Source organism: Mucilaginibacter pedocola (assembly GCF_002013915.1).
GTDB lineage: Bacteria > Bacteroidota > Bacteroidia > Sphingobacteriales > Sphingobacteriaceae > Mucilaginibacter > Mucilaginibacter pedocola.
The window spans coordinates 196875-213173 of the sequence record NZ_MBTF01000023.1 but is presented as its reverse complement, the minus strand read 5'-3'; the positions used below and the strand labels follow the sequence as shown (position 1 = coordinate 213173).

The following is a 16299-nucleotide window of genomic DNA, read 5'->3' as shown; positions in this document are numbered from 1 at the left end:
CGGCAGCAGGGAGGTTCCACTTTTGGTGCCCCCAAAGCCTCCCTGTGCCGGGGCCGGCTAATCCGTTGTTATTTTGTAGTAGTGGCAGTTAACGAAGCCAGTTTATTGGTCTCCATCAGGTTGCTCACCATTTTTGAGTTGTATGATATTTCGTCTTTCAGGATACCGATTGCGCTTTTAATGTAAGCTACAGATTTAAGGGCTTTAAGGCCTTTCATGAAACCTGCACTCGAGATATCGCCGGGCAGGGTAACTAAATCTTTTGATGATTTTACTAAGTTGCTACCCATAGCCAGGCAAAGTTTAGAGAAGGCCACCATTTGGTCCGGCGAGATAGGCTGTATGCCGGTTGCGGCAACGCCATCTAAAGTTTGGCCGGTAACGCTGGCGTACAACTGTGGCACCATGTTGCGGTTATCTTTCAGCTGGCCCAGCATGGTGGTAACCAATGTTGATAAGGCATCTACACTGGCCACGCCCGATTCTTTCGGTGCTTTTAAGCCGTCAACTTTGGCAAGGCGTTTTTGGTAATCTTCTGATTTCACCATGGCAATTAAAGCAGCTCTTTCTTCTTTAAGCTGATCTAACGATTTGCCATCGCTTTTTACCTCAGCAGGGTTTTCGGTAATGGCGGCCGGTTCAGGAGTTGATTGTGCATTTGCGCCCAGGCATACTGCGAATGCAAAAGCGGCGGTTAGGATAAGTTTTTTCATCGTGTTTAGAATTTAAAGTTTAGCGTTTATGATGGTAAAGTTCTGATTATGAACAACACACCACAATACTACATATGAGGTATATTGGCATACCGTGAAACACGTAGACGGCTAATAGAAGTTGGAACACCTTACAACCGGATGTGGTATTTATAGCCTGATAGGCAAAACCCTTCCTTGTTTTGTTGGTTATCTCAGATACTAAAGGCAGTAATTATGAGGTCGATATGGAAAGGTTCGCTTGGGTTTGGGCTGGTAAGTATACCGGTTAAATTGTATTCGGCAGTGCAAAAAAGCACGCTCGACCTGGATATGCTCGACGGGCGCGACCATGCCCGCATCCGCTTTCAGCGCGTGAACGAGAATACCCATAAAGAAGTACCCTACGATAAAATTGTAAAAGGCTATAAACTGAACGATGATTACGTGGTGGTTGATGCCAAGGATTTCGAGGATGCCGCACCCGAAAAAAGCAAGGTAATAGAAATTGAAAGCTTTGTAGAACTGGACGAAGTTAACCCCATGTTTTACGAAACCAGCTACTACACCGAACCCGACACCAAAAACAATAAAGCGTACGCACTGCTGCTGAAGGCCCTGCAGCAATCAAAAAAAGCCGGGCTTGCCCGCTTTGTGCTCCGCAGTACCGAAAGCCTGTGTATTGTGCATCCGCAAGAAAACGTGTTGGTGGTAACCCGTATACGCTTCGCCGAAGAGATACGCGATACTGATGACCTGAACATTGCCAAGGATGTTACCGTTAGCAAAAAGGAATTGGATGTAGGCCTCGCCCTTATCAACCAATACGCCGAGAAGTTTGATGTATCTAAATATAAAGACGAGTACAACGGCGAGTTGCTGAAGATCATCCATGCCAAGGCAAAAGGCAAACGCGCCACTGTTAAAAAACTAAAACCCCACAAAACCAAAAGCGACGACCTTTACGATCAGCTAATGAGCAGCTTGAAGGTGAAGAAGGGGGCGTAGGACACCTTTCTGCCCTAACAAGCCCCTATCGAACTATAGTTCCCCTCTTGAGAGGGGTTAGGGGTGTGTTCCGCTATTGCATGACTGACTAACACACCCCGCCACCGCTCCTATCTTCCGCGCGCCCCTCTCAAGAGGGGAACTGAAAATTTCCTTTTCTGTAAAAATTTTTTGCCTGGTGTAACGCTTACACCAACATCATCGTCAATGTGGTCAAATGTTGCAAAACGTAGGTACCACGTAGCGCCGCATTTTACAAAACATCTATTTACACATTACCAAACCGGGCTTTAATGCCTCGCAATTTTTTACAGAACATGAAAAAGTACATTTTATCAGCAATAGCCATAACCACCTTATTATTTAGTGCTTGCAAAAAAGACAATGACAATAAACCCGGCGACAACGTAACCGGCAATTACCAGCCGCTAACCACCGGTTCTACCTGGAGCTACCGCAACGAAGGTATTGCATTAGGCGAGGGCGAAGCAGAAGTTGATACCACGGTAAACACCATGACGGCCACTACCAAAGTTTTCAACGGCAAAACCTTCCGCGAGTTAAAATCGGTAAGCGGCACCGAAACTACAAACAGTTATTTCGGTATCGATAACCACTTTTACTACAACCACACCGTTGTTGATGCAGCCAATGCCGAACTGGAACTACCTTACCTGAACGACGAAAAAGCAGTTAACGACAGCTGGACTGTGCCGGTTGTGATTGAAGAAGCGCCCGAATCTCAAATAAAAGGCACCATTGTAGAAAAAGGCATCAGCAAAACCATCCTGGGCAAAACCTACAATAATATTATCCATACCAAACTCGAGCTTCAATCCAAAGACGAAGGGCAATATGTCACCGTGTTCACCTTTGATTTTTATGTAGCCAAAAACATTGGCGTAGTTGGCGTTTACACCAGTTACGATGGCGCCCAGCTGAGCAAATCGGAGTTGATAAGCCACAACATCAAATAATTTAAAATGCCCGCCCCCAATTGGCGGCACGGCACCAACACAGATTATACGGCCGGGAGTTTTATCGCTACCGGCCGTATCTACCCTACATCCTATGAAAACATCTTACTTAAAAGCATTAACGTGCTTAATGGCCATCGCTATGGCCTTACTTTCCTGTAAAAAAGATAACGGCGGAGCTAAGCCCGGCACACCCAACAATACTACGCCTTATGCCGATTTTAGCTGGTCGGGAGAGTTAACTATAAACTCGGATATCCTGTTTACTAATTCGTCTAAAAACGCCGACAGCTACAAATGGGATTTTGGCGACGGGCAAACGTCCACCAAAGCCAACCCTGATAAAATTAAGTATACCGGCGAAGGCGTATATGATGTTATCCTGACGGCCATAAAAGGCGAACGCCGCATGGTATCTAAACAAACCATTTACATAGCACCCGATAATAACCCGGCACCTTTTTTTACCTATACTTTTAAAGATGGCAAAGATTATTCGCCGGCCACGGTGGTATTCAAAAACCAATCGGTAAATGCACAGAGTTACAAGTGGGCCATCAACGGCGTAAACTATTACGAGGCCAGCCCCACTTATACCTTTCCACAGCCCGGTGAGTACCTCGTTAGTTTAACAGCTATCAACGGCGATAAGCAAGCTACCTACAGCGATGTGGTTAAGGTAGCGGCCAACCAAAACCCGCAAGCGGCCTTTGTATTAAACTACCACCCATACCCCTACAAAGTTGGCGAACAAATACAATTGGTAAACCAAAGCAAAAACGCCGACAGCTGGGAATGGGAGTTTGGCACCAACGGCCCGCCGGCATCTACGGATGAACACCCCGAGGTGACATTTATAGCCGCCGGTAACTACGCTATTACACTGATAGCCAAGAAGGGAGCACTGCGCTCTGTCCCAAAAACCATAACGTTGAAAATCAATCCGTAGGTTTTTATATACTAATTTATGCCTAACAGGCCTTACAACTGTTGGGCATAAATTTTGTAATGGTATCTTTGCGCGAAAATGCGAAAACCTGCCCCCTGTAAAGGTTTGTTTTTTAAACAACCAAAAACAGGTTTTCTGCGTATAACATGCTATATATCATGAATAAAAAAATACTCTTATTATTTGTTCTTGTAGCTGCCTTTTTGCAAGGCTGCAAATTAGACCCGCCTGTGTATGGCCCGCCACCAAAAGAAGATTGGTCGGCAAGTTTTCAGCCGCTGGGCGTGGGTAGCTATTGGAAATATTTAAAAACCACCGCAGAGCAAGACCCCGATACTGCCGAGTCGCGCGTTACGGGAGACCAGCCGGTAATTAATGGGCGAACTTATCATACGGTTTACACCCAGCTTACCAAATTTGGCGGCGAAAGCTATTTTTATACTGCCGATAGCGCAGTAACTGTACGCGATTACAGCTCAATAGCAGGCGGGTATATCCAAATTAAATATGTTATAGACAGCATAGGCACTGTAGGCCAAACCTGGACAGAAAAAATCACCGACGACGGCATGCTTAACGGATACCCTGCAAGAGTGGTAGGAACGGTGATTGAAAATAATATAACCAAGGTTTTAAATGGCATTACCTACCCGCGGGTTAGGCATACCCGCATGCAGTTGCAGCAAGACAAAGGCAGCGGTTTTGAAACCCTTGCCACATACGATTATTATATTGCCATGGGCGTTGGCGTAATAGAAAACATTGGCGTAGCAGCTGATGGTACCGACCTTGGGCATAGCACATTACTAAGCTTTGTTATAAAGAACAACGATATTATAATCAATTAGCCCTTTCGCCAATAATCTTTTATTCATACAGTTAAATGCATTTATGTATATTTAGCTGTATGAATAAACCTATCCTCACCTTTATCGCATTAGCTATATTGTTTGCACAAGGCTGCAAGCTGGATGCTCCCGACATAGCAACCGATGGCACCGGCTCGTCGGCACAATCAGAAAGCTATTATCCTACAACCACCGGCAGCTACTGGGTATATAATAACGTATTAGCGGGCTCTGCGCCGGATACCGTTACCATTAAAATAACAGGGCAAACCCAAACTATTAATGGCAAGCTTTACCATGCATCTACCAGCACATCAAAAAAATACGGCAGCCAGCCGGGTTTAATTTATTATAACAACCATATAGCCTCGTTACGCAGCAATACCATGGTATCGGGTGTAACGGTTGATATGCAAATACTGAATGATACCACCGCCTTAGGCCATACATGGAAAGCACATATAAGCGATAGCGGCTTTATCAACGGTATACCCGAACAGATCATTGGTACCGTAATAGAAAAAGGCGTAACCAAAACCATAGGCGGCAAAACCTTTACCGACGTTATAAACACCCAGGTAGAATTGCAGTACGATACGGGTTTAGGCGACGGTTTTGAAACCTTTACCACCTACCATTTTTTTATGGCAAAAGGCGTTGGGTTGATAGAAATTGATAGCGAGGCCTTTGGCAGCGAAATTGGCAAAGAGCGTATAATTAGTTATAGTATTAAGTAACTGTTTAGTGAGTGGTGAATGGAGAGTAGGGAATGGTTAATATCCTCACTCTGTTATAAACGAAAAAGAGCGATGGATTTGAAAATCCATCGCTCTTTTTTTCATCCGGCTACTTAAAACTATTTTGTTTTCTTAGTAGCTGTTTTTGCCACAACAGGCTCAGGCTGTGGTTCGGGTGTTTTCTTTTTTAGCTCAACAAACACTGCACCGGCTAATAGCAGCACAAGCAGTATCGAACTGGCTAATGATATACCTTCGCCGGTGTAATATGATGCCGGGTGGAATATAAATTCAATTTTGTGGTTACCGGTTGGGATGTTTGCCGCACGCAATAAATAATCGGCGCGGAAGAAAGGCTGCTCTGTGCCATCAATCAACATTTTCCAACCCTTGTTGTAATAAATTTCAGAGAACACCGCCACCTGGTTAGTTGCCGAACTACTTTGATAAGTAAGATGATCGGGGGTATACTTCACCAGTTTAATGGTTGCGCTGGTATCATTAGCCAATGGCTTAGCCTCTGCTAAAGCTTTGTACTGTTGGTCAACCATGGCCTCATCTTTAGGCGAGAAGCTGCTGATGGCCTGCATTTCCTGGTCGGCATCTTTTACATACTTCACACTTTTTACAAACCAGGCGTTACCGCAAGCCGTTTCGTTATTCTGCAAACGTGCGCTGCCATTTTTCTGGTCGGTTGTAATAATGTACTTGGTGTTCAGCATATCCAACACATCGTGGTTAATGCTCTTGGTAAATTGGTTAAGGTATAACTCCTCGAACCTTTTTAACCTTGCCGCAGAATAACCGCCTACTGATTTATGGAAGAAAGGGTTAAAGGTATCTGAACGCAGGTCGGCACCGGCATCAAATACACGGAAGTTAGGGTCTTTATCCTTAGCAATAAAGTTATCAACCTCGCGCGGCTGTACCACTTGTTCTGCTTCTACCTTTTCCTGGAAGCTGCTTTCTTTCAAATAGCGCTTATCAATCTGCCACATATCAACCAATACCAAAACAAACAAAATCAGCGACAGTAACTGTGCTTTTATCTTATTATTAAGGTACGCCCAAAGCAAGCCAAAACCCACCAGCAGGAATATAAAGGTGCGGATGGCATCGGCACGCTCCAGGGCGGTGCGGTCGCTTATTACGGCTTTGCCTACTTCGTTGGCCATGGCATTATCACCTTTAAGGGCCTGGGCAAGGTAGTTAACCATTTCGGTATGGTTATCTGTACGGAAGCTCAGGAATATGCCAGGCAATACGATCAGGATAAGTGTAAGGCCACCGGTTATACCACCTGCTATGTAAAGCTTTTTCAACAAAGCTTTTTTATCAGTGCTTTCAATCAACTCCTGTACGGCCAAACAAGCCAATATAGGGAAACACAAACCGGCTACCGCCAGTATTGATTCTACCGCACGGAATTTGTTGTATAGCGGGAAATAATCGAAGAAGATATCTGACAGGAAAGGCAAATTACGCCCGAACGACAGGAACAAGGTTAACACCACGGTACCGAACAGCCACCATTTTAAACGGCTGCGTACGATGATAAGCCCCAATACAAACAGGAAGCAAATAATAGCACCGAAATAGAACGGGCCAGATGTACCCGGCTTGGTACCCCAATACATTGGGATGATTTGCGAGGTTATCTGCTGAGCATATTGCTGTGCCTGGTCGGCAGGGATGCCTTTATCAGTAAATACTTTTACGGTAGCTGCATCGGCGCTTATTGGCTCAGAACTTGGCAACGCGCCGCCATAAGCATTTGGCACCAAAAAGGTAAGCGATTCGCCCACGCCCTGGCTCCATTGATAAGCATAATCTTTATCTAAACCGGCGCTTGGCTCTTTTGCCGAAGCTTTCAGGTTTGATTTACCGCGGATGGTTTCGGTACCATAATCGTAAGTGCTCCACAAGATAGATGCATTTACAGCAATGGCCAAAACAGTAGCACCGGCCAAAAAGCCTAAAGCTTTTAAAAACGATTGTAGTTTTTTGCCTTTGATAGCATGGAAGATTTCGATACCCATCAATATCAGGATAGATAGCAAAAGGTAATACGTCATCTGGATGTGGTTTGAACGTATTTCCATTGCTAAAAAGAACGCTGTTAAGGCACCACCTGTAAGGTAATTTCCACGCAGCGTTAGTATAATGCTGGCCAGTATAGGTGCAAAAAATGCAATAGCAAAGGCCTGGTTACTATGCCCCGCCACCAGCAATATAATGTTGTAACTGGAAAAAGCGAAGGCAACCGCGCCGGCAGCCGCCAGCCATGGGTTCATTTTTAAAACTATGAACAGGAAGTAGCTGCCAACCAATAGCAGCAACAGTGTATCTACCGGGTTAGGGAAAGTAGTTTTTATAATATCAACTACGTGTGTAGTGATATTATCCGGGTATGGTGCCCAAATCTGGAATGTAGGCATCCCGCCGAATATCTGGTTAGTCCACAAAATGGTGGTATCCCTTGCGCGGTAATCGTTTACTTCTTTTTGGGTAGATTGTGCGCCAATTACGTCGCTTTGCCCAAGGGTTTTACCCTGGAAAGAAGGCGTAAGATAGAAAAAGCATATAGCTAAAAAAATGCCTATAACAGCCAAATGTATGCCGTTACGTTTAAACCAGTTGTTCATTTAAATAATTGTAAAGGGATTCCCACTCGTAAAATCTCTCAAAAATAGAAAATTGAATGACAATAGAATGATAAGTTTGGATAATTTGAGGATGAGCCTATTTGAAAATTTGATAATGAATTATAGAAAGGACCAGCCGGTTACCTTTTCCAAATCTTCAAATTAGCAGTTATGAGGGTGTTTGTTAATATAGTAAAACACCAGTGCCATACCAATAATGCTCACTACATAAACAATAACATGCAGGCGGTTATACAGCTCGCGGTTAATGCGTATGGTGTAGGCATTGTAGAGCGCCAAAATGGCCAGGGCAGCCCAAAATATGTTGTTTATTTTATCGCAGGTACTGAATAGTGAAATAAGAACGGCCAATACAATGCAGTTGGTTACAATCAGCAATAATTGCGGCGGGGTGTTATCGTGCTGGCGCCTGCGTTTGTAAAGGTTCTCGGGTATCATACGGTTTATTTTATTTCCTCGTAATCTACAAATTCCCCTTCACTATCAGGCAATCTTTGTTTTTTCCCTTCGGGGATGTAGTCCACCTTTACACGGCCATCGGGCTTGGGCTGTTGTTGCTTATAATATTGTTGTTGCGCGTTTTGCTGCGCATTCTGTTGTACGTTATTGATAACCGCCCTGAAAATAGCCGGCAATAACAGCTTAAAAACGTATTGCACAATGTACAGGATGCAGATTATGATGATGAGGTAACGAAGCATCTCTTAATTTTTAGCTTACAAATATAAGTAGTATAACGTAAAAAATGTTTGAATGTGATAATGCTCAGATTTGAAGATGTGGGAATTTGAAGATTTGAAAATGAAATAACTAACCGATCGGCATCGTCCAATATTTTCAAATCTTCAAATCAACTCATATTCAAATTAACTAAACTTCTCCTCCATCATTTTTTCCAGCGCAAACATCTCATCGCGGAGTTTGGCAGCCAGCAGGAAGTCCATATTCTTGGCGGCGGCAACCATGTCTTTGCGGGTGTTCTCGATAGACTTTTTCAGGTCCGGCTTGGTCATGTACTGCACTATCGGGTCGGCGGCAAGGGTGAGGGCCTCGTTCTCTACGTAGGCTTGCTGCACACCGCCCTTAAAGTCCACCACCGAGGTTTGTTCCATAATTTCCTCTTTGCTTTTGCCTACGGTACGCGGTACGATGCCGTGCTCTTCGTTATACTTTATCTGCAGTTCGCGGCGGCGGGCGGTTTCGTTTATGGTTATCTCCATCGAATCGGTAATGGTATCGGCATACATAATTACCCTGCCCCTATCGTTACGCGCGGCACGCCCTATGGTTTGTATCAGCGAACGCTCCGACCGCAGGAAACCTTCCTTATCAGCATCCAGAATAGCTACCAACGATACTTCGGGTAAGTCCAAACCCTCACGAAGTAAGTTGATGCCTATCAATACATCAAACTCGCCTAAGCGCAGCCCGCGTAATATCTCCACGCGCTGCAGGGTTTTTACTTCCGAGTGTATGTAGCGGCATTTTATGCCCAGGCGGTCCATATACTTGGCCAATTCTTCGGCCATGCGTTTGGTAAGGGTGGTTACCAGTACGCGGTCGCCCATTTTTATGGTTTTGTCTACCTCATCCAGCAGGTCGTCCACCTGGTTTATTACGGGGCGTATCTCTATCAATGGGTCAAGCAAGCCTGTAGGGCGTATCACTTGTTCCACCACCACACCGTCCGATTTTTCCAGTTCAAAATCTGCCGGCGTAGCGCTTACATAAATGGTTTGCGGTGCTAAACGTTCAAACTCCTGAAAGTTTAATGGGCGGTTGTCCATAGCAGCAGGCAGGCGAAAACCATAATCAACCAGTGATATCTTACGGCTTCTGTCGCCCCCATACATGGCGCGTATTTGCGGAACGGTTACGTGGCTTTCATCTATCACCATCAGGTAATCATCAGCAAAGTAATCCAGCAGGCAGAAGGGGCGCATCCCCGGCGCGCGGCCATCAAAAAAGCGCGAATAGTTTTCTATACCGCTGCAATAACCCAGCTCGCGTATCATCTCCAGGTCGTAATTCACCCTTTCTTCCAGTCGCTTAGCTTCTATAAAGCGGCCGTCATCTATAAATTGCTTTTTGCGGGTTTCCAGTTCTTCCTGTATGGCCCAGATAGACTGTTGGAAACGTTCGCGCGGGGCCACGTAGAGGTTGGCAGGATAAACCACCATGTGCGTCATCTTTTCGATGGTTTTGCCGCTGGTAATATCGAAGGCGCTCAGTTCTTCAATATCATCTCCGAAGAAGGAAACACGGTAGGCATGGTCCATATACGGCGGGAAGATATCCACTGTATCGCCTTTCACCCTGAAGGTGCCGCGTTTAAAATCGGCGGTGGTGCGGGCGTACAATATCTCCACCAAACGGTGCAGAAAAGCATTGCGGCTAATACGCGTACCCACCGCGAATTTAAATACCGAAGCGGCAAAGTCCTCGGGGTTACCCATACCGTAGATACAGGAAATGGACGACACCACAATAACATCCCTCCTTCCGCTCATTAGGGCAGATGTGGTACGCAAACGAAGTTTTTCTATCTCCTCGTTTATTTGCAGGTCCTTTTCTATATAGGTATTAGATGAGGGGATAAAAGCCTCGGGCTGGTAATAATCGTAGTAGGATACAAAGTAGTTCACGGCATTCTCGGGGAAGAACTGCTTGAACTCGCCATACAGCTGCGCAGCCAGTGTTTTGTTGTGGCTTAATATCAGCGTAGGCTTTTGCGTTCGCTCAATTACGTTGGCAATGGTAAACGTTTTACCCGAGCCCGTTACCCCCAACAGGGTTTGGAATGGGTCGCCATTGTTTACGCCATCAACCAGTTGCTTTATGGCATTGGGCTGGTCGCCGGTGGGTACGTATTGAGAAGTTAATTTAAAATCCATTATTCAAAAATAGTGATTAGAGGGCAGAGAACAGCGGTTAGTCGATTTTAGTAAACGATTTTGACCGGGCAATGTTCCATACTGTGTAGTACAAAATAATATGGCCGCGATGACAGCCCTATGTCAGCAGAAATATTTTCCCCTTATTTTTTGCCTATGCAAAGTGCTTTCGTAACCTTTATAAAAAATTAGAGGCAAGTATAACTAACCTCTAAGCAACAAACCTCTAATCTCCAAAACATGCCTTTCATCCTAAATAAAACCGACAGCATAGCCAATCTTTACCTCGCCGATATGCGCGATGTAGTGGCTCAGCGCGACCGCGCCCGTTTCCGCCGGAGCCAGCAGAAACTGGGTGCCATACTCGCCTACGAGCTCAGCAAAACCCTGCATTACCAAACCAGCGAAGTGCAAACCCCGCTCGGTATATGCAAAGTGCACTTGCCCACGCAGCAGCCGGTATTGGCAACCATACTGCGTGCCGGGCTACCTTTTCACCAGGGCTTTTTGGAGGTGTTCGAGCAGTCCGAATCGGCATTTGTAACGGCCTGCCGCAAAACCAAAAAGAGCGGCAGTTTTACCATACAGGTAGATAACATTAGCACACCTAACCTTGATGGTAAGGTTTTAATTATGATAGACACCATGCTGGCCACCGGACAAAGCGTAGTAAATGTTTGTAAAGAACTATTGGCCCAATATGATATTGCCGAACTGCATGTAGCCGCCGTAATTGCCAGTACCGAAGGCATTGCCCACGTACGCGCCAACTTGCCAAAAGCCAAAATATGGGTTTGCGCGGTGGATGAGGAAATGACGAGCAAGAGTTATATAGTGCCCGGGCTGGGTGATGCAGGGGATCTGGCGTTTGGGGAGAAGGTGTGAGCCTCCTACCCCCTGAAGGGGGAATAGAATTTAGACCAGCCAATTAAAAATGGAACAAAACCTAACGCCTAACAGTAATAAGCTCTCATTTTGGACATTGCTTTATTCTGTATTGGGCTTTACTGCATTTCAATTTATACCCGTTTATTTTACTCAACAAACACCCCGTTTAATTTATTATTGCATCCTCTTTTTAGCATTTGCATTTTCTTCCGTTATTCAACTGCAACGATATTTTAGCCGCTCGGCACATTATCTTATCACCAAGATATTGTCTGCTATTTTCCTTATCGCAGTCTGGATGATCGCCTTGCTCTTCGTTTTGACCATCCCACTTGCAGTGTGGTCAGAGGCGGGAACTTATTATGTAAACAAAAACGATCCGGAGGTGAAGATAATAAGCCGTTATCTTGACTTGGGAGCATTCGGAGGCGGAACGGAACCGGGCGACTACGAGATAGTATGGCATCGCCCTGTTACACCTTATTTCAAGATAGAAATGGCGATAGACACCAATAAGTTAGATAAGAAAAATTGGTTAAGGCGATAAATCTACAATCTGTGAGAAACAAACTATTATTAGCTTTGCCCCATGCCACATTCCGAAATCTCAAATCCGAACTCCGAAACAAAATACACCCACATCTTTTTCGACCTCGACCATACCATTTGGGACTTTGACAAGAATGCCGAAGAAACCCTGCACGAACTTTATGGCACTTATAAATTGGTGGATGTTGGTGTGCATTCTGCTGATATATTTATTGAAACCTACACCCGCCACAATCACCGCCTTTGGGCACAATACCATTTGGGCGAAATAACCAAAGACGAACTGCGCGACGCCCGTTTCAAAAGCACTTTTACCGAACTCGGCCTGCACCCGGATGTAATGCCCGCTGATTTTGAGGATGCCTACGTACGCCTCTGCCCTACTAAAACCAACCTGTTCCCCCACGCGCACGAAACGCTGGAATACCTGCAGGCGAAATATACGCTGCATCTTATTTCTAACGGCTTTAAAGATTCTACGCAGTTAAAAGTTGCCGGCACGGGCTTGGCGAAATATTTTGCCAACGTCATCATATCCGAGGTAGTGGGCGTAAACAAACCTGACCCGCTAATCTTTCAGCATGCGGTAGATCTGGCAGGTACCACCAAACACGAAAGCCTGATGATAGGCGACAGCATAGAGGCCGACATTCGGGGCGCGTTGGGCTTCGGTATGGATGCTATCTATTTCAACCCCTTCAACCTGGATAAACCTGCAGATGTGCCGGTGCAGATAACTCATTTAAAAGAGTTAACTTTAATGTTGTGATGATCTCGAAACAAATACGCAATTACGATGTGATATTCATGCCTGAAGACGAAGGCGGCTATAGCGTCTCTGTCCCCGGCCTTCCAGGGTGTTTCACTCAAGGCGAAACTATTGAAGAAGCAACCCTAATGGCTAATGAGGCAATTGAATTATATTTACAAAGCTTGCAAGAAGGCATCTAATCATGAACATCGCCAAAGAACGCCGCGCCATCGAAAGTGCATTGGATGAGTACCGCCGCCAGCTGGATGGCTTTACCGAGGATGCCTTTGCTACCACCCCACCCATTGGCGGCTGGAGTTACAGCGAGGTGTATGATCATATCCTGAAGTCGAGCCTGGGCTCGTCGATAGCTTTGGAGCGTTGTACGCATAACAATTGCCCACCCACCAAAAAAGGCATGAACTTTTGGGGCTATTACATGATGCTTACCGGCAACGTCCCTCCTTTTAAAACAAACGTACCCGAAGCGGTTGCGGCTAAAGTGGCGCCAAAGAAAATTGAGATAGAAGAAGCAAAAAACCTCATCATTAAAGTGCGCAAGCGGATAGAAAGCACGGCGCAACTGGTGGCCTCTGCTTCTCCCCGCGCCAGGTGGGAACACCCGCGATTGGGTATGCTCAATGCAAGCCAATGGTTTAAATTTATCCGCGTGCATTTGCAGCATCATCTGGAACAATTGGATAGGATCAGGAAATCTTTTGGGGCTTAGGGCTTGATTAACTCTACAGGCATCGCCTTTTGTCAACGCTGCGTTATTTTAAAATTTAGATCATTCCGGGTGCCTTGCCCGCCCCTTCGGCAAACATAAATTTGTCACACATCAAACCTAAAAATTGTAAGTTTGCGGCTATGGAACAAAAGTTATTTGTTTATAACACTTTAACACGCAAAAAAGAAGAATTTATACCGCTTGATGCCCCCCATGTGGGTATGTATGTATGCGGGCCAACTGTATATAGCGACGTTCACTTAGGTAACTGCCGCACGTTCATCAGCTTCGATCTTATCTTCCGTTACCTTACCCATTTAGGTTATAAGGTGCGCTATGTACGCAACATTACCGATGCAGGCCACCTGGAAGGCGACGCAGATGAGGGCGAAGACAAAGTATCGAAAAAAGCAAGGTTATCGGCTTTGGAGCCGATGGAGATTGTACAGAAATACACTGTGGATTTCCACGAGGTAATGAAAACCTTTAACGCTCTGCCGCCAAGCATCGAACCTACGGCCACCGGTCATATTATTGAGCAGATAGAGCTGGTAAAGGCCATTTTGGATAAAGGCTATGCCTACGAGGTTGATGGCTCTGTTTACTTCGACGTAGAAAAATATAATCAAACGCAGGATTACGGCATACTGAACGGCCGCAAGCTGGAAGATATGCTGAACAATACCCGCACCCTGGGCGGGCAGGACCAAAAACACGGCAAGCTCGATTTTGCCCTTTGGATAAAAGCAAAGCCCGAACACCTGATGAAATGGCCATCACCGTGGGGCGTGGGTTTCCCGGGCTGGCACCTGGAGTGCTCGGCCATGAGCAATAAATATTTGGGGCATCAGTTTGATATCCATGGCGGCGGTATGGACTTAATGCCTACCCACCACACCAACGAGATAGCGCAGAATGTTGCCAGTTGCGGCAACAACCCGGCCACTTATTGGTTGCATACCAACATGCTTACCACCAACGGGCAAAAAATGTCAAAATCGCTTGGCAACAGCTTTTTGCCGAACGAGCTTTTCAACGGCACCCACCCGCTGCTTAAAAAAGGCTACAGCCCTATGGTGGTGCGTTTCTTCTTTCTGCAGGCCAGCTACCGCAGCACTATAGATTTCTCTAACGAGGCCATTGATGCTGCCGAAAGCTTTTACAAGCGATTATCAGAGGCTGCAAAAAAATTAGCTTCGTTACAACAAAATGCCTTGGTTGCTGTTGATGACGAAATTGAAAGCGCAATTATAGCCGCCTGCGAAGATTGCTACAACGGTATGAACGATAATTTTAATTCGCCAAAAACGTTAGATGCACTGAATAATATAGCCAAGCAGGTAAACTCGTTCGCCGGCGGTACCCGTAATTCGGGCGCAATTAAAGCTGAAACCTTCGGGCGTATGAAGAAAACGTACAACGATTTCTTTTTTGATGTGCTTGGTTTGAAAACAGAAGATAGCGAAGGCGGCGATACCGACGAACTGATGAGCCTTATAATTACCCTGCGCAACCAGGCAAAGGTCAATAAAGATTACGCCACATCAGACAAGATACGCGAGGGGTTGAAACAAATTGGCTTTCAATTAAATGACAACAAACAGGGCGGTACCGATTGGACAAAAAATTAACCAATTTTATCTCCCGAATGATGTAAATGTACGCGGGGCTTGCGTACATTTATACGGCTTAAGCAACACAACCATAGCCCGCAAAACAACCTTATGAAGAAAGTATTATTAGCCGCCTTAGTGCTGGCCGGTTTTAGCGCCAATTTATCTGCCCAGCAAAAAGCCGTTGAAGTAAGCAAAGTAGTAAATGCCGAAATTGAGTTTGATAAACTGGTAGAGCGCAAGGGTATAAAAGCAGGCTTTTTAGCCGTTGCCGACCCGGAGGGTATCGTGTTTAAACCCAACATGGTTAAAATATCGGAGTTTTACAGCACTATTGATAAACAACCCGGCAAGCTTACCTGGAAACCAAAAATTGCCCGCATATCTGCCAATGGCGACCTGGCCTTCACCGCCGGCCCTTACATCTATCAAAACGGTAAAAGCGACGATGATAAAGTGTTTGGCCAGTACCTTTCGGTTTGGAAGCTGGACAATGCCGATAACAAGCTTAAACTACTGATAGACCTTGGCATACAACACCCCGAGCCGGAAGGTGAAGCGGGTACCGATTTTAAAGAGCCAGATGCCACTAAACAAGCAGCTGCCAGTAAAGACCCTTTTAAAGGCAAATCTGTTACCTTAAGTAATGACAACGCCTTTAATAAAACTTTAGATGCATCGGCGCTGGTTGGTTACAAGGCTTTTTTTGCTGCAGAAGGTACTTTGTATTTCCCCGGATTTGAACCCATGACCGGTAAGGATAAAGTATCTAAATTTTTAACCAGCGAAGGCATGAGCATTACTGCTCAAACCGTGAACGCTGGCCGTGCCACCAGTAACGATTTGGCCTATAGCTATGGCACTGCCCGCATACGCAAAGGCAATATAGTAAACAACTACAACTACGTGCGCATTTGGGAGATAGATGCAAACCGCAAATGGAACATCCTGGCCGAGATATTTTCTACAATAGAATAACCCCCGGCTATCAAAAAAG

Annotated in this window: 17 protein-coding genes; 12 read left to right on the top strand and 5 right to left on the bottom strand. The window is 45.5% G+C overall.

The features are described 5' to 3' along the window. Window positions 1-68: 68 nt before the first annotated feature. The gene (locus tag BC343_RS18470) at window positions 69-713 is read right to left on the bottom strand and encodes a hypothetical protein (RefSeq protein ID WP_078349272.1); all 645 of its coding nucleotides are present in this window, start codon (window positions 711-713) and stop codon (window positions 69-71) included. 216 nt (window positions 714-929) lie between these two features. Here BC343_RS18470 and ku point away from each other — a divergent pair, with 216 nt between their 5' ends. The 5 genes from ku to BC343_RS18445 all read left to right on the top strand — a co-directional run bounded on the left by ku (window position 930) and on the right by BC343_RS18445 (window position 5211). Then, entirely contained in the window at window positions 930-1700 is a 771-nt protein-coding gene (gene ku / locus BC343_RS18465) for a non-homologous end joining protein Ku (RefSeq protein WP_078349271.1), read from the top strand. A gap of 317 nt (window positions 1701-2017) precedes the next feature. Then, entirely contained in the window at window positions 2018-2677 is a 660-nt protein-coding gene (locus BC343_RS18460; RefSeq protein ID WP_143822258.1) for a hypothetical protein, read from the top strand. Window positions 2678-2771: 94 nt separating this feature from the next. Further along, the gene (locus BC343_RS18455) at window positions 2772-3626 is read left to right on the top strand and encodes a PKD domain-containing protein (protein WP_143822257.1); all 855 of its coding nucleotides are present in this window, start codon (window positions 2772-2774) and stop codon (window positions 3624-3626) included. Between the two features lie 158 nt (window positions 3627-3784). Continuing rightward, the gene (locus BC343_RS18450) at window positions 3785-4474 is read left to right on the top strand and encodes a hypothetical protein (RefSeq protein WP_143822256.1); all 690 of its coding nucleotides are present in this window, start codon (window positions 3785-3787) and stop codon (window positions 4472-4474) included. Window positions 4475-4533: 59 nt separating this feature from the next. Next, a complete protein-coding gene (locus BC343_RS18445) occupies window positions 4534-5211 on the top strand; it encodes a hypothetical protein (RefSeq protein WP_078349267.1) in 678 nt (225 codons plus the stop codon). 119 nt (window positions 5212-5330) lie between these two features. Here the strand turns inward: BC343_RS18445 and BC343_RS18440 are convergent, their stop codons facing one another. From BC343_RS18440 to uvrB, 4 genes are all read right to left on the bottom strand, one after another. After that, window positions 5331-7856, bottom strand: coding sequence for a YfhO family protein (locus BC343_RS18440; RefSeq protein WP_078349266.1), 2526 nt, complete (start codon window positions 7854-7856; stop codon window positions 5331-5333). A 162-nt stretch (window positions 7857-8018) separates the two neighbouring features. Continuing rightward, window positions 8019-8315 carry a hypothetical protein gene (locus tag BC343_RS18435; RefSeq protein ID WP_078349265.1) on the bottom strand — a complete coding sequence of 99 codons (297 nt, stop codon included), beginning with the start codon at window positions 8313-8315 and terminating at the stop codon, window positions 8019-8021. Window positions 8316-8320: 5 nt separating this feature from the next. Next, a complete protein-coding gene (locus BC343_RS18430) occupies window positions 8321-8578 on the bottom strand; it encodes a DUF4834 family protein (RefSeq protein WP_078349264.1) in 258 nt (85 codons plus the stop codon). Window positions 8579-8743: 165 nt separating this feature from the next. Beyond that, window positions 8744-10771, bottom strand: a complete 2028-nt coding sequence (gene uvrB / locus BC343_RS18425; protein ID WP_078349263.1) for an excinuclease ABC subunit UvrB — start codon at window positions 10769-10771, stop codon at window positions 8744-8746. A gap of 240 nt (window positions 10772-11011) precedes the next feature. Between uvrB and upp the strand changes: the two genes are divergently transcribed. From upp to BC343_RS18390, 7 genes are all read left to right on the top strand, one after another. Then, entirely contained in the window at window positions 11012-11656 is a 645-nt protein-coding gene (gene upp / locus BC343_RS18420; protein WP_078349262.1) for a uracil phosphoribosyltransferase, read from the top strand. A 49-nt stretch (window positions 11657-11705) separates the two neighbouring features. Beyond that, window positions 11706-12206 (top strand): hypothetical protein, encoded by a 501-nt coding sequence (locus BC343_RS18415; protein ID WP_078349261.1) that lies wholly within the window; start codon window positions 11706-11708, stop codon window positions 12204-12206. 42 nt (window positions 12207-12248) lie between these two features. Further along, a complete protein-coding gene (locus BC343_RS18410) occupies window positions 12249-12977 on the top strand; it encodes a YjjG family noncanonical pyrimidine nucleotidase (RefSeq protein WP_078349260.1) in 729 nt (242 codons plus the stop codon). Window positions 12978-13015: 38 nt separating this feature from the next. Further along, window positions 13016-13159: a type II toxin-antitoxin system HicB family antitoxin gene (locus BC343_RS18405; protein WP_202909818.1), complete on the top strand. Its 144-nt coding sequence runs from the start codon at window positions 13016-13018 to the stop codon at window positions 13157-13159. A 2-nt stretch (window positions 13160-13161) separates the two neighbouring features. Next, the gene (locus tag BC343_RS18400; RefSeq protein ID WP_078349258.1) at window positions 13162-13689 is read left to right on the top strand and encodes a DinB family protein; all 528 of its coding nucleotides are present in this window, start codon (window positions 13162-13164) and stop codon (window positions 13687-13689) included. 140 nt (window positions 13690-13829) lie between these two features. Then, window positions 13830-15320: a cysteine--tRNA ligase gene (gene cysS, locus BC343_RS18395; RefSeq protein WP_078349257.1), complete on the top strand. Its 1491-nt coding sequence runs from the start codon at window positions 13830-13832 to the stop codon at window positions 15318-15320. A 93-nt stretch (window positions 15321-15413) separates the two neighbouring features. Then, window positions 15414-16280 carry a Cif family virulence factor gene (locus BC343_RS18390; RefSeq protein WP_143822255.1) on the top strand — a complete coding sequence of 289 codons (867 nt, stop codon included), beginning with the start codon at window positions 15414-15416 and terminating at the stop codon, window positions 16278-16280. The last annotated feature ends 19 nt before the right edge of the window (window positions 16281-16299 follow it).

Excerpts from the sequence above, each read along its gene's own strand:
- BC343_RS18470 (WP_078349272.1), bottom strand. The coding sequence starts at position 713 with ATGAAAAAACTTATCCTAACCGCCGCTTTTGCATTCGCAGTATGCCTG.
- ku (WP_078349271.1), top strand. The coding sequence starts at position 930 with ATGAGGTCGATATGGAAAGGTTCGCTTGGGTTTGGGCTGGTAAGTATA.
- BC343_RS18460 (WP_143822258.1), top strand. The coding sequence starts at position 2,018 with ATGAAAAAGTACATTTTATCAGCAATAGCCATAACCACCTTATTATTT.
- BC343_RS18455 (WP_143822257.1), top strand. The coding sequence starts at position 2,772 with ATGAAAACATCTTACTTAAAAGCATTAACGTGCTTAATGGCCATCGCT.
- BC343_RS18450 (WP_143822256.1), top strand. The coding sequence starts at position 3,785 with ATGAATAAAAAAATACTCTTATTATTTGTTCTTGTAGCTGCCTTTTTG.
- BC343_RS18445 (WP_078349267.1), top strand. The coding sequence starts at position 4,534 with ATGAATAAACCTATCCTCACCTTTATCGCATTAGCTATATTGTTTGCA.
- BC343_RS18440 (WP_078349266.1), bottom strand. The coding sequence starts at position 7,856 with ATGAACAACTGGTTTAAACGTAACGGCATACATTTGGCTGTTATAGGC.
- BC343_RS18435 (WP_078349265.1), bottom strand. The coding sequence starts at position 8,315 with ATGATACCCGAGAACCTTTACAAACGCAGGCGCCAGCACGATAACACC.
- BC343_RS18430 (WP_078349264.1), bottom strand. The coding sequence starts at position 8,578 with ATGCTTCGTTACCTCATCATCATAATCTGCATCCTGTACATTGTGCAA.
- uvrB (WP_078349263.1), bottom strand. The coding sequence starts at position 10,771 with ATGGATTTTAAATTAACTTCTCAATACGTACCCACCGGCGACCAGCCC.
- upp (WP_078349262.1), top strand. The coding sequence starts at position 11,012 with ATGCCTTTCATCCTAAATAAAACCGACAGCATAGCCAATCTTTACCTC.
- BC343_RS18415 (WP_078349261.1), top strand. The coding sequence starts at position 11,706 with ATGGAACAAAACCTAACGCCTAACAGTAATAAGCTCTCATTTTGGACA.
- BC343_RS18410 (WP_078349260.1), top strand. The coding sequence starts at position 12,249 with ATGCCACATTCCGAAATCTCAAATCCGAACTCCGAAACAAAATACACC.
- BC343_RS18405 (WP_202909818.1), top strand. The coding sequence starts at position 13,016 with ATGCCTGAAGACGAAGGCGGCTATAGCGTCTCTGTCCCCGGCCTTCCA.
- BC343_RS18400 (WP_078349258.1), top strand. The coding sequence starts at position 13,162 with ATGAACATCGCCAAAGAACGCCGCGCCATCGAAAGTGCATTGGATGAG.
- cysS (WP_078349257.1), top strand. The coding sequence starts at position 13,830 with ATGGAACAAAAGTTATTTGTTTATAACACTTTAACACGCAAAAAAGAA.
- BC343_RS18390 (WP_143822255.1), top strand. The coding sequence starts at position 15,414 with ATGAAGAAAGTATTATTAGCCGCCTTAGTGCTGGCCGGTTTTAGCGCC.